Source organism: Nocardioides sp. Root682, from assembly GCF_001427795.1.
In the GTDB taxonomy this organism is placed as follows: Bacteria; Actinomycetota; Actinomycetes; order Propionibacteriales; family Nocardioidaceae; genus Nocardioides.
On sequence record NZ_LMHJ01000003.1, the window covers coordinates 859153 to 870798 of the forward strand.

Sequence of the window (11646 nt, forward strand, 5' to 3'; positions counted from 1 at the left end):
AAGCTTCTCGTACGCACCGGACGCGCCGCCTGACATCGTCAGTGTGACGCGTCCCGCCCCTCGTTGCCCGGCAACCGAGGGGTTTTTGCTTGTACGACGACCATGAGCACCACAGCATGAGCACAGAAGGAAGAACCGGATGACTGAGCAGCAGGGCTCGGGCGAGACCATCACCGGCGCGCAGAGCCTGATCCGTTCGCTGGAGGCGGCTGGTGTCACTGACATCTTCGGCATCCCCGGCGGCGCGATCCTCCCCGCCTACGACCCCCTGATGGACAGCAGCATCCGCCACATCCTCGTACGCCACGAGCAGGGTGCTGGCCACGCTGCGCAGGGCTACGCCTCGGCGTCGGGCCGCGTCGGCGTCTGCATGGCGACCTCCGGTCCGGGTGCCACGAACCTCGTCACGCCGATCGCCGACGCCCACATGGACTCCGTTCCGATGGTCGCCATCACCGGCCAGGTGGGCGCCGCGATGATCGGCACCGACGCGTTCCAGGAAGCCGACATCCGCGGCATCACGATGCCGATCACCAAGCACAACTTCCTGGTGACCGACCCCGCCGAGATCCCGATGAAGATCGCCGAGGCCTTCCACATCGCCTCGACCGGTCGCCCGGGACCGGTCCTGGTCGACGTCACCAAGTCGGCCCTCCAGGCGATGACCAGCTACCAGTGGCCGACCGAGCTCAACCTGCCCGGCTACCGGCCGGTGACCCGCCCGCACGCCAAGCAGATCCGCGAAGCGGCGCGCCTCATGCTCGAGTCGCGCAAGCCCGTCCTGTACGTCGGCGGCGGCACCATCCGCTCCGGCGCCTCGAAGGAGCTGCTGGCCCTCGCCGAGCTCACCGGGATCCCCGTGGTCACCACGCTGATGGCCCGTGGCGCGTTCCCCGACAGCCACCCCCAGCACCTCGGCATGCCCGGCATGCACGGCACCGTGGCGGCCGTTGGCGCACTTCAGAAGAGTGACCTGATCATCAGCCTGGGCGCCCGTTTCGACGACCGCGTGACCGGCAACCTGGACTCCTTCGCGCCGTACGCCAAGATCATCCACGCCGACATCGACCCGGCCGAGATCGGCAAGAACCGCTTCACCGACGTGCCGATCGTGGGCGACGTCCGCGAGGTCCTGATCGACCTGGTCACCACGCTGCGCACCGAGCAGGACGGCGGCAACACCGGTGACTACGAGGGCTGGGTCGCGTTCTGTGCAGGCATGAAGCAGCAGTACCCCGTCGGTTACGACACCCCCGAGACCGGTCTCTCGCCGCAGTACGTCATCGAGCGCCTCGGCGTGCTGTCCGGCCCGGACACGATCTACACCGCCGGCGTCGGCCAGCACCAGATGTGGGCCGCGCACTACGTCAAGTACGAGCGCCCCAACACCTGGATCAACTCCGGTGGCCTCGGCACGATGGGCTTCGCGGTCCCCGGTGCCATGGGCGCCAAGGTCGCGATGCCCGACCAGACCGTGTGGGCGATCGACGGCGACGGGTGCTTCCAGATGACCAACCAGGAGCTCGCCACCTGCGCGATCAACGACATCCCGATCAAGGTCGCGATCATCAACAACGAGTCGCTCGGCATGGTGCGGCAGTGGCAGACGCTGTTCTACAACTCGCGCTACTCCAACACCGACCTGCACTCGAAGCGGATCCCCGACTTCGTGAAGCTCGCCGACGCCTACGGCTGCGTGGGCCTGTCGTGCGACTCGCCGGCCGACGTCGACGCGACCATCCAGAAGGCCATGGAGATCAATGACGTCCCGGTCGTCGTCGACTTCCGGGTGCACCGCGACGCGATGGTGTGGCCGATGGTCGCCGCCGGCACCAGCAACGACGAGATCCAGTACGCGCGCGACCTCGCGCCCCAGTTCGACGAGGACGATGTCTAATGACTCAGCAGCACACCCTCTCGGTCCTGGTCGAGGACAAGCCGGGCGTCCTCGCCCGGATCTCGGCCCTGTTCAGCCGCCGCGGCTTCAACATCGAGTCGCTCGCGGTCGGCCCGACCGAGCACGCCGAGATCTCGCGGATGACCATCGTCGTCAACGTGGACCAGTCGCCGCTCGAGCAGGTCACCAAGCAGCTCAACAAGCTGGTCGAGGTGATCAAGATCGTCGAGCTCGACTCGGCGTCCTCGGTCACCCGTGAGCTGGTGATGGTGAAGGTCGGCGCCACGGCGGACAACCGCGGCGAGGTCCTCGACATCACCCAGCTGTTCAAGGCCAAGGTGATCGACGTCGCTTCGGACGCCATCACCATGCAGGTCGTCGGCAACTCCGACAAGATCGCAGACCTGCTGCGTGTGCTCGAACCCTTCGGGATCCGCGAGCTCGTGCAGTCCGGCATGGTTGCCATCAGCCGCGGCTCGCGGTCGATCTCCGAGCGTGGGAAGCCGGTCGCCGTACCGGTTCCGCCTGCGGCCAACGCCTGACAAACCCCACCCACAAGGAAACCAAGGAGAGCCCCCAGTGGCTGAGATTTTCTACGACGACGACGCCGACCTGTCCCTGATCCAGGGCAAGCACGTCGCGGTCATCGGTTACGGCAGCCAGGGCCACGCCCACGCGCTCAACCTCCGCGACTCGGGCGTCGACGTCCGCGTCGGCCTGAAGGAGGGCTCGAAGAGCCGCGCCAAGGCCGAGGAGCAGGGCCTGCGCGTCCTCTCGGTCGCCGACGCGGTCGAGGAAGCCGACGTCATCGTCGTCCTCGCACCCGACCAGTTCCAGCGCCACATCTACGCCGAGTCGATCGAGCCGCACATCGCCGAGGGCGACACCCTCGTCTTCGGTCACGGCTTCAACATCCGCTTCGGCTACATCAAGCCCCCGGCCGGTGTCGACGTCATCCTCGTCGCCCCGAAGGCCCCGGGTCACACCGTGCGTCGCGAGTACGTCGCCGGCCGCGGCATCCCGGACATCATCGCCGTGGAGCAGGACGCCTCGGGCACCGCGTGGGAGCTCGCGAAGTCCTACGCCAAGGGCATCGGCGGCACCCGCGCCGGCGTCATCAAGACCACCTTCACCGAGGAGACCGAGACCGACCTGTTCGGTGAGCAGGCCGTTCTCTGCGGTGGTGTCTCACACCTGGTCCAGGCCGGCTTCGAGACCCTCACCGAGGCGGGCTACCAGCCCGAGATCGCCTACTTCGAGGTGCTCCACGAGCTCAAGCTCATCGTCGACCTGATGTGGGAGGGTGGCATCGCCAAGCAGCGCTGGTCGGTCTCCGACACCGCTGAGTACGGCGACTACGTCTCCGGCCCGCGCGTGGTGACCCCCGAGGTCAAGGCGTCGATGAAGGCGATCCTCGGCGACATCCAGTCGGGTGCCTTCGCTGAGCGCTTCATCGACGACCAGGACAACGGTGGCGTCGAGTTCCTCAAGCTCCGCGAGGAGGAGGCCGCTCACTCCATCGAGGCGACCGGCAAGGCGCTGCGCTCGCACTTCGCGTGGAAGCAGACCGACGACGACTACACCGAGGGTTCCGCGGCTCGCTGACCTTCGACCTCTGTCGTACCCGAGGCCCCTGGACCGACCGGTCCGGGGGCCTCGTGACGTCTTCAGTCGGTCACGCCGAGCAGGGACAGCTGCTGGGCAAGGCGCGGCAGCAGGTCCTGGGCGGTCGCGTCGGTCAGGACCAGGCGCGGCAGGGAGGCTTCGAGCGACTCGATCGTCAGCCAGACGCCAGCGTCCCCGACGTGACGCCCGAGGCGCACGCCCAGCGTCAGTGGTCGCAGGGAGGCCGTCATCGGGACCTGGTCGCCGGCGCCGGCCACGCCGGCGAGGATCGAGGGCTCGCTCTGGTGGTACCGGTCCTCGGGGTGGTCGTCCTCCAGGTGGACGCGCACGCACCAGGCCGGGCAGGGCTCGTCGAGCCAGGTCGGTGTGCTCCTGCCCGTCACGTGCCACCCCCAAAGTCGTCGTCGATGGTCGGACCGTACGGGAGACCCTCGACATCGAGGTCGTCGGAGCGGTCGATCTCCACAGGTCTGTCCGCACAAGGTAAAGCCATACGAGTGTGGTCGCAAACAGGTGGCCATGTGCGGATGATGATGGGCGTGGCGGCAGATCGTGCAGACATCACCTGGGAGACCTACGCGCGCGAGCTCGGACACAACCTGTACCGGGCACGGATGGATCGCGGGTTGAGCCAGGAGCGGGTGGCCCATCTCGCGGGGCTCGCGGGCTACACCTATCAGAAGTTCGAGAAGGGCGAGTCCCGGCCCAACACCCCGATGAACCCGCGACTGAACACGCTGCTCGCCCTCAGCCAGGTGCTCCAGGTGCCGGTGGTCGAGCTGCTCCCGGACTTCGACCCGGAAGTCCTCGACCGGCCTCGCTGATGGCACGCAGCGTCTATGTCACCTCGCCGGAGGGACACACCGGCAAGTCGTCGGTCGCCCTCGGGCTCGTCGAGCTCTTCGCGGCCCAGGTGCGGGTCGGGGTCTTCCGCCCGATCGCCCGCGCCGATGAACACAGCGACTCCGTGCTCACCCTGTTGCTCGGGCACGACGGGGTCGACCTCGACTACGACCAGTGCATCGGCGTCACCTACGACGACGTGCATGCCGACCCCGAGTCGGCGCTGGGCAGGATCATCGAGCGCTACCGCCGGATCGAGGACCTGTGCGACGTGGTGGTGATCGTCGGGTCCGACTACACCGACGTGGCTGGACCCGCCGAGCTGGCCTACAACGCCCGGATCGCGGCCAACCTCGGCTCCGCCGTGGTGCTCGTCGTCTCGGCGGTGGACCGCCACGCCGGCGACGTACGCCAGATGGTCGACATCGCGACGGCGGAGCTCCACGCCGGGCACGCCGAGGTCGTTGCCGTCGTCGCCAACCGGGCGGACCCGTCGGAGCTGGACGCGGTGAAGGCATCGCTCGAGGGCGTCGCGGTCCCGACCTGGGTGATGCCGGACGTCCCCCTGCTGTCGGCGCCCAGCCTTGCCGATCTGGTGGCGGCGGTGGACGGCGTCCTGCTGGCCGGCGATCCCGAGCTCCTCGAGCGCGAAGCGGAGCACATCATCGTCGGTGGCATGACGATGGAGCACGTCCTCGAGCGAATCGTCGACGGCGCCGTGGTCGTCGTACCGGGGGACCGGTCGGACGTCGTCCTCGCGATGGTGGCGGCGCACGCGGCCGAGGGCTTCGCATCATTGGCCGGCCTCATCCTCAACGGCGGCTACCTCCCGTCGGAGTCGGTACGACGGCTGATCGGTGGGCGGGGTCAGCGACTGCCGATCGTGACCACCTCGCTCGGCACCTTCGACGCGACACGGCGCGTGGCCGAGACGAAGGGCCTGCTGTCGACCGGGTCGCAGCGCAAGCTCGACACGGCCCGCTCCACGTTCACGCAGCACGTGGACGGCGCGGCCCTGCTCGCCGCCGTCAACCTGCCGCGGGCAGAGGTCGTCACGCCGCTGATGTTCGAGTACGACCTCATCGAACGAGCCCGTGCGGACCGGCGCCACGTCGTGCTCCCCGAGGGCGACGACGACCGGATCCTGCGGGCCGCGAGCACGCTGCTGGCCCGTGACGTCGTGGACCTGACGATCCTGGGCGACGAGGCGGCCATCCGGGCTCGTGGCACCGAGCTGGGCCTCGACCTGGCGGCGGCATCGGTGCTGTCGCCGCTCGACTCCGAGCTGCGCGACCGGTTCGCCGGCGTCTACGCCGAGCTGCGTGCCGCCAAGGGGATGACGGTCGACCGGGCCCGCGAGATCGTCTCCGACGTGTCGTACTTCGGCACCTTGATGGTGCACCTCGGCCTCGCCGACGGCATGGTGTCGGGCGCGCGGCACACCACCGCGCACACCATCAAGCCCTCCTTCGAGATCGTGAAGACCGTCGAGGGTGTGTCGATCGTTTCCTCGGTGTTCTTCATGTGCCTCGAGGACCGGGTGCTCGTCTACGGCGACTGCGCCGTCAACCCGGACCCGACCGCCGAGCAGCTCGCCGACATCGCGATCTCGTCGGCCGCGACGGCAGCCCAGTTCGGGGTCACCCCGCGGATCGCGATGCTGTCGTACTCGACCGGTGAGTCCGGCTCGGGCGCCGACGTCGACAAGGTGCGCGCGGCCACCGAGCTGGTGCATGCGCGGGCGCCGCACCTCGTCGTCGACGGCCCGATCCAGTACGACGCCGCCGTCGACCTGTCGGTGGCGAGGACGAAGCTGCCGGACTCCGAGGTGGCGGGCAAGGCGACTGTCTTCATCTTCCCGGACCTCAACACGGGCAACAACACCTACAAGGCCGTGCAACGCTCCGCGGGCGCCGTGGCCGTCGGTCCGGTGCTCCAGGGCCTGCGCAAGCCGGTCAACGACCTGTCGCGTGGCGCCCTGGTGCAGGACATCGTCAACACGGTCGCGATCACCGCGATCCAGGCCCAGTCCCAGGGCCAGGGCCAGTCATGACGACGCGGGTGCTGGTGATCAACTCCGGCTCCTCGTCACTGAAGTACCAGGTGGTCGACGCCGTGGACGGCGACGTACTGGCGGCGGGTCTCGTCGAGCGGATCGGCGCGGCGGGCGGGGTCGTCACGCATGAGGTGCAGGGGGAGAAGCACGTCCTCGACTGCGTCGTACCCGATCACGAGGCCGCGATGACTGCGATGGCTGCGGCGTTCTCCGAGCACGGACCCCAGCTCCACGAGGTCGGGCTGATCGCGGTCGGGCACCGCGTGGTGCAGGGCGGCGAGGAGTACGGCGAACCGGTCGTGATCGACGACGACGTCGTGCGGGTGGTCAACGAGCTGGTCGACCTCGCGCCGCTGCACAACCCGGCCAACCTGGCCGGGATCCGGGTGGCCCGGGCGGAGTTCCCGGACCTGCCGCACGTCGCGGTGTTCGACACCGCGTTCCACCGCACCATGCCGGCCCGCGCGTACACCTATGCGATCGATGCCGAGGTGGCGCGCGAGCACCGGGTCCGCCGCTACGGCTTCCACGGCACCTCGCACGCCTACGTCTCCCGTGAGGCGGCCCGGCTGCTGGGTCGCCCGGCCGGGGAGACCAACGTGATCGTGCTGCACCTCGGCAACGGTGCGTCCGCGACCGCCGTCCGGGGTGGCGAGTCCATCGACACCTCGATGGGCATGACGCCTCTCGAAGGCCTGGTGATGGGGACCCGCAGCGGTGACGTCGACCCGGCCATCGTCTTCCACCTCGCCCGCACTGCAGGCATGGACATCGACGAGCTCGACGACCTGCTCAACAAGCGCTCCGGCGTCCTGGGCCTCTCGGGACGACAGGACATGCGCGACCTGGTCGCCGCCGCCGAGTCGGGTGACGCCGACGCGGGGCTGGCGCTGGACGTCTACTGCTACCGCCTGCGCAAGTACGTCGGCGCCTACACCGCGGCGCTCGGCCGGGTCGACGCCGTCGTCTTCACCGCGGGCGTGGGTGAGAACTCCGCGCCCGTGCGGGCACGTGCCCTCGCCGACCTGGAGGTCCTCGGGATCGAGCTGGATCCTGCGGCCAACGCGGCGGTGTCCCGGGTCGCCCGCGACATCGCCAGTCCCGCGTCGCGGGTGCGGGTGCTCGTCGTACCCACGAACGAAGAGCTGGAGATCGCCCGCCAGGCGGCCGAGGTCGTCAGCGGCTGACCAGCGAAAGAACGTCATACGGTCTGGCTGCCGGAGCGACCAGACCGTATGACGTCAGCGGGTTCTGCACGTGCAGGTGGGGCTACTTCACCTCGGACCGCCGCAGGAAGAACACACCGATGACCAGTGGGACCACGATCCAGATCGCGCTCGTGGATCCGAGCATGGCCCACTCCTTGGCCGTGTCGGTGGCGCCGTCGAACAGGTTGACCTGGCTGGTGTTCCAGTCGACCCACGGCTGCAGGTCGGCGAACCAGTCACGCACCTCGGCGAGCAGCACGAGGATGCCCGGCATCACCAGCGACACCACGAAGTAGCCCACGATCGCGGCTGCGGAGCTGCGGAGCACGACGCCGAGGGTGAAGCCGATCGCCATGCCGACCAGGTTGCCGAGCACGATCTGGGGCACGGCCGACAGGGCGATGTTCCAGACCGGGTCGACGCCGGTCAGTGCGGACCCGATGACGTTGCCGAGGGCGCCGACCGCGAACGCGACCGCCATCGAGGCGAGGCCGATCAGGAAGGTCGCCGTGGCCTTGGCCCCGATCACCCGACCACGGCTGGGGACGAGGGTGAACGTGGTGAGCCCGCTGCGCTGGCTCCACTCGCTGGTGACACCCAGGATCGCGATCATCGGCAGGATGACGGACATCGGGAAGCCGATCGCTGTTGCGAAGCTCTCGTAGGTGATCTCCCGATCGGGAGCGAACACGATCACCGCGGCGGTCGCGATGACGGAGAGCGCGGCGATGCTCACCATGAGCCAGAAGCCCGAGCGGGTGTCGAACATCTTGCGCAGCTCGACGTTCAGCACCCGGCGGAACGGGATCGGTGCTGGGACAGCCCGGGTGGGGACACTGCTCGCTTGCGCAGCGCCCACACCTGTGCGGACGTCCAGTTCCGTGGTGGTCATGGTCCGGTCACTTCACTTCGGAGCGCAGCACGAGCCGCAGCCCGATGGCGAGGGGAAGGATGATCCAGAGCAGCGACGTGAACCCGAGCTGGGTCCACTCCTGGCCCGTGAGGTTCGAGTCGAACAGCAGGAAGCGGGTCTGGTTCAGGTCGAACCAGCCGGCGTTGTCCGCCCACCACTCCTGTGCCGCGCCGAGCGCACCCGAGAGGCCGGGGAGCACCAGGTTGACGACGAAGTACCCGACGATCGCTGCGGGCGAGTTGCGGAACAACAGGCCGAGCGCGAAGCCGAGCAGCATGCCGAGCTCGTTGGCGAGCACGATCTGGGCGAACGTCGACGATGCGATGTCCCAGACCGGGTCGGTCCCCGTGATGGCCGAGCTGACCAGGTTGCCGACGGCGCCCACGCCCAGGGCGACCAGCATCGAGACGGCGCCGATGACCAGGGTGTTGAGCAGCTTCGCGCCCAGGACGGTACGACGGTGCGGCACCAGCGTGAAGGTGGTCAGCGCCGTGCGCTGGCTCCACTCGCTGGTCACCGCGAGCACGCCGATGATCGGCAGCACGACCGACATGGGGCTGCCCACTGCTCCGGCGAACGAGTCGAAGGTGAGGTCCTCGCGGTCGCCGAGGACGATCGTGAGCACGGTGGCGATCACGGAAGCGATGACGATGCTCGCCATCAGCCAGAAGCCCGAGCGGGTGTCGAACATCTTGCGCAGCTCGACGTTCAGCACGCGGCGGAACGGGATCCGCGCGGGTGCGGGTCGCACGTCGGTGCGGCTCGGTGCGACGTGGGTGGCGTCCCGGGTGAGGGTCGTGGTGGTCATGCCGCTGCTCCTTCGGGATCGGTGTGGCTGGTGACCTCGCGCTGGCTGTCGGCGGTGAGGGACAGGAACATCTCCTCGAGGCCGGCGCCTTCGGCGGCGCGGAGCTCGGTGACGGGGATGCCGGCCGCAAAGGCGGCCTGGCCGACGCGGGCCAGCTCTGCCTCGGCGAGCACGGCGCCGCCGGAAGTCGGGCGGGCCGTGATGCCAGCCGCGTTCAGGGCGGTGGCCAGTGCCACGCCGTCGGTGGAGCGGACCAGGGTGCCGGCGCCGGCAAGCAGCTCGTCCTTGGTGCCCTGGGCGACGATCCGGCCGTTGCCGATCACGACGATGTCGTCGGCGATGACCTCGATCTCGTGCAGCAGGTGCGAGGACAGCAGCACGGTGCCGCCGTCGTCCGCGAAGCCTCGGAGCAGGTCACGCATCCAGCGGATGCCGGCCGGGTCGAGACCGTTGGCCGGTTCGTCGAGGATCAGCACCTGCGGGTTGCCGAGAAGGGCGGTGCCGATGCCGAGGCGCTGGCGCATGCCGAGGGAGTAGTTGCGGACCCGGCGGCTGGCCTCGTCGGGGGTCAGGCTGACCCGCTCCAGCATCTCGTCGACACGGGTGCGGGGCAGGCCCATGGTCAGTGCGGCGATGGTCAGGATCTCGCGGCCGGTGCGACCGGCGTGCTGGGCGGAGGCGTCCAGGAGGACACCGACCTCGCGGCCGGGGTCGGGCAGGTCCTTGAACCGCCGACCGAGGACGTGGACGTCGCCGCTGCCCGGCGCGGTGAGGCCGACCATCACGCGCATGGTGGTCGACTTGCCGGCACCGTTGGGACCGAGGAACCCGGTGACCCGGCCCGGCCGTGCGGTGAACGAGACGTCGTCGACGGCCTTGAAGCCGCCGTAGGACTTGGAGAGGGACTCGACTGTGATCATGTCGAGAAGACTCGCGGTCCGGGGCGGTCCGCCGCGTCGGGCAGATCCCTTGATCCACCCCTGACCGGACCCTGAGGTCCCTCAGGGGTCCCGGGGCGAGTCACGCCGGAACAACCCCGACCCCCGTGTTGTTCGATCCCACGTGCGTATCGAGATCTGGGCTGACGTCGTGTGTCCGTGGTGCTACATCGGCAAGCGCCGCCTGGAGAAGGCGGTTGCCGCCTCCGGGCACGGCGACGACATCGAGCTCGTCTACCGCTCCTTCGAGCTCGACCCGTTCGCCCCCGAGGTCGGGACGGAGAGCATCGCGCAGGCCCTGGGCCGCAAGTACGGCAAGGACGAGGCCGGGACCCGGGCGATGATGGCGCAGGTCGACGAGCTCGCCGCGGCCGAGGGACTGGAGTTCGACTACTCCGGCGCCACCCACACGCGCACGCTCAACGCCCACCGGCTGCTGCACCTCGCGAAGGGCCACGGACTCCAGCACGCGCTGCTCGAGGAGCTGCTGGCGTCGTACTTCTCCCGCGGTGAGTCGCTCGGTGACCACGACGTGCTGCGTGCCGCGGCAGCGAAGGCGGGGCTCGACGCCGGTCGCGTCGACGAGGTGCTCGCGAGCAAGGAGTACCGCGACGAGGTGATGGCCGACATCGCTCAGGCGCGTGCGTACGGCGCCAGCGGCGTCCCGTTCTTCGTCATCGACGAGCGCTTCGGGATCTCGGGGGCCCAGCCGACCGAGGTCTTCGAGCAGGCGTTGGCCCAGGCATGGGGCTCGCGGAAGCCGTAGAACTGGCTTGCCGCCAGGTCAAGGTGAGGCCTACGCAAGGCAACTGCGCGCGCGGCAGCGCGGCGGGAGGCGCTCGCTGGCAGCTTGCTGCCCGAAGCTGGCGCCGGAGACGCGCTCGCGCCTCAGGGAAGCAGCAGGACCACGGTCTCGGCGACGCAGGCCGGCTTGGTCTCGCCCTCGATCTCGACCGTGTGGCTCACCACGAGCTGCTTGCCGGCGGGGATGTCGACGACCTCGACGATCTTGACGTGCAGGCGCACCCGCTTGCCGACCAGCAGCGGGGTGGGGAAGCGGACCTTGTTGACGCCGTAGTTGAGCTTGGCGCCCGGGGTGCGGAGCGTGAAGACCTGGCTGCCGAGCCACGGCACGAGCGACAGGGTGAGGTAGCCGTGGGCGATGGTGCCGCCGAACGGACCCTCCTTGGCGCGCTCCATGTCGACGTGGATCCACTGGTGGTCGCCGGTGGCGTCAGCGAACTGGTTCACCCGGCGCTGGTCGATGGTGACCCACTCACTGGTTCCGAGGTCGGTACCAGCTGCTTCGGCCACCTCTTCGAACGTCGTGAACACCCGCATGACTGACTCCTTGTCG

The 11646-nt window shown here is 69.1% G+C and carries 12 protein-coding genes; 7 read left to right on the top strand and 5 right to left on the bottom strand.

What is annotated here, in order from left to right; translation table 11 throughout:
* Window positions 1-139: 139 nt before the first annotated feature.
* Genes ASD84_RS19425 through ilvC form a run of 3 tightly spaced genes read left to right on the top strand, consistent with a single transcriptional unit; the run spans window position 140 to window position 3502 of the window.
* Window positions 140-1897, top strand: coding sequence for an acetolactate synthase large subunit (locus ASD84_RS19425; protein ID WP_056713991.1), 1758 nt, complete (start codon window positions 140-142; stop codon window positions 1895-1897).
* Complete coding sequence (ilvN, locus tag ASD84_RS19430) at window positions 1897-2439, top strand: acetolactate synthase small subunit (protein ID WP_056713994.1); 543 nt, start codon at window positions 1897-1899, stop codon at window positions 2437-2439. The genes ASD84_RS19425 and ilvN overlap by 1 nt, the downstream gene beginning before the upstream one ends.
* Window positions 2440-2476: 37 nt before the next feature.
* A complete protein-coding gene (gene ilvC, locus ASD84_RS19435) occupies window positions 2477-3502 on the top strand; it encodes a ketol-acid reductoisomerase (protein WP_056713997.1) in 1026 nt (341 codons plus the stop codon).
* Window positions 3503-3564: 62 nt separating this feature from the next.
* On the opposite strand, the gene ASD84_RS19440 is transcribed toward ilvC, so the two are convergent.
* Window positions 3565-3906 carry a DUF6907 domain-containing protein gene (locus ASD84_RS19440; protein ID WP_056714002.1) on the bottom strand — a complete coding sequence of 114 codons (342 nt, stop codon included), beginning with the start codon at window positions 3904-3906 and terminating at the stop codon, window positions 3565-3567.
* 156 nt (window positions 3907-4062) lie between these two features.
* Between ASD84_RS19440 and ASD84_RS19445 the strand changes: the two genes are divergently transcribed.
* From ASD84_RS19445 to ASD84_RS19455, 3 genes are read left to right on the top strand one after another with little or no spacing between them, the layout of a single operon-like run.
* Window positions 4063-4347 (top strand): helix-turn-helix domain-containing protein, encoded by a 285-nt coding sequence (locus tag ASD84_RS19445; protein ID WP_414858601.1) that lies wholly within the window; start codon window positions 4063-4065, stop codon window positions 4345-4347.
* Window positions 4347-6419 carry a phosphate acetyltransferase gene (gene pta, locus ASD84_RS19450; protein ID WP_056714005.1) on the top strand — a complete coding sequence of 691 codons (2073 nt, stop codon included), beginning with the start codon at window positions 4347-4349 and terminating at the stop codon, window positions 6417-6419. Before ASD84_RS19445 ends, pta begins: the two co-directional genes overlap by 1 nt.
* Entirely contained in the window at window positions 6416-7609 is a 1194-nt protein-coding gene (locus ASD84_RS19455) for an acetate/propionate family kinase (protein WP_056714008.1), read from the top strand. Before pta ends, ASD84_RS19455 begins: the two co-directional genes overlap by 4 nt.
* Before the next feature lie 82 nt (window positions 7610-7691).
* Here the strand turns inward: ASD84_RS19455 and ASD84_RS19460 are convergent, their stop codons facing one another.
* Genes ASD84_RS19460 through ASD84_RS19470 form a run of 3 tightly spaced genes read right to left on the bottom strand, consistent with a single transcriptional unit; the run spans window position 7692 to window position 10271 of the window.
* Entirely contained in the window at window positions 7692-8522 is an 831-nt protein-coding gene (locus ASD84_RS19460) for an ABC transporter permease subunit (RefSeq protein WP_082574097.1), read from the bottom strand.
* A 7-nt stretch (window positions 8523-8529) separates the two neighbouring features.
* Window positions 8530-9351 carry an ABC transporter permease subunit gene (locus ASD84_RS19465; RefSeq protein ID WP_056714012.1) on the bottom strand — a complete coding sequence of 274 codons (822 nt, stop codon included), beginning with the start codon at window positions 9349-9351 and terminating at the stop codon, window positions 8530-8532.
* On the bottom strand, window positions 9348-10271 hold the full coding sequence (locus tag ASD84_RS19470; protein ID WP_056714015.1) for an ABC transporter ATP-binding protein: 924 nt from the start codon (window positions 10269-10271) through the stop codon (window positions 9348-9350). The genes ASD84_RS19465 and ASD84_RS19470 overlap by 4 nt, the downstream gene beginning before the upstream one ends.
* A gap of 142 nt (window positions 10272-10413) precedes the next feature.
* On the opposite strand from ASD84_RS19470, the gene ASD84_RS19475 reads away from it, so the two are divergent.
* Window positions 10414-11055, top strand: a complete 642-nt coding sequence (locus tag ASD84_RS19475) for a DsbA family oxidoreductase (protein WP_056714018.1) — start codon at window positions 10414-10416, stop codon at window positions 11053-11055.
* 122 nt (window positions 11056-11177) lie between these two features.
* Here the strand turns inward: ASD84_RS19475 and ASD84_RS19480 are convergent, their stop codons facing one another.
* The gene (locus ASD84_RS19480) at window positions 11178-11630 is read right to left on the bottom strand and encodes a MaoC family dehydratase (RefSeq protein ID WP_056714021.1); all 453 of its coding nucleotides are present in this window, start codon (window positions 11628-11630) and stop codon (window positions 11178-11180) included.
* Window positions 11631-11646 lie beyond the last annotated feature (16 nt).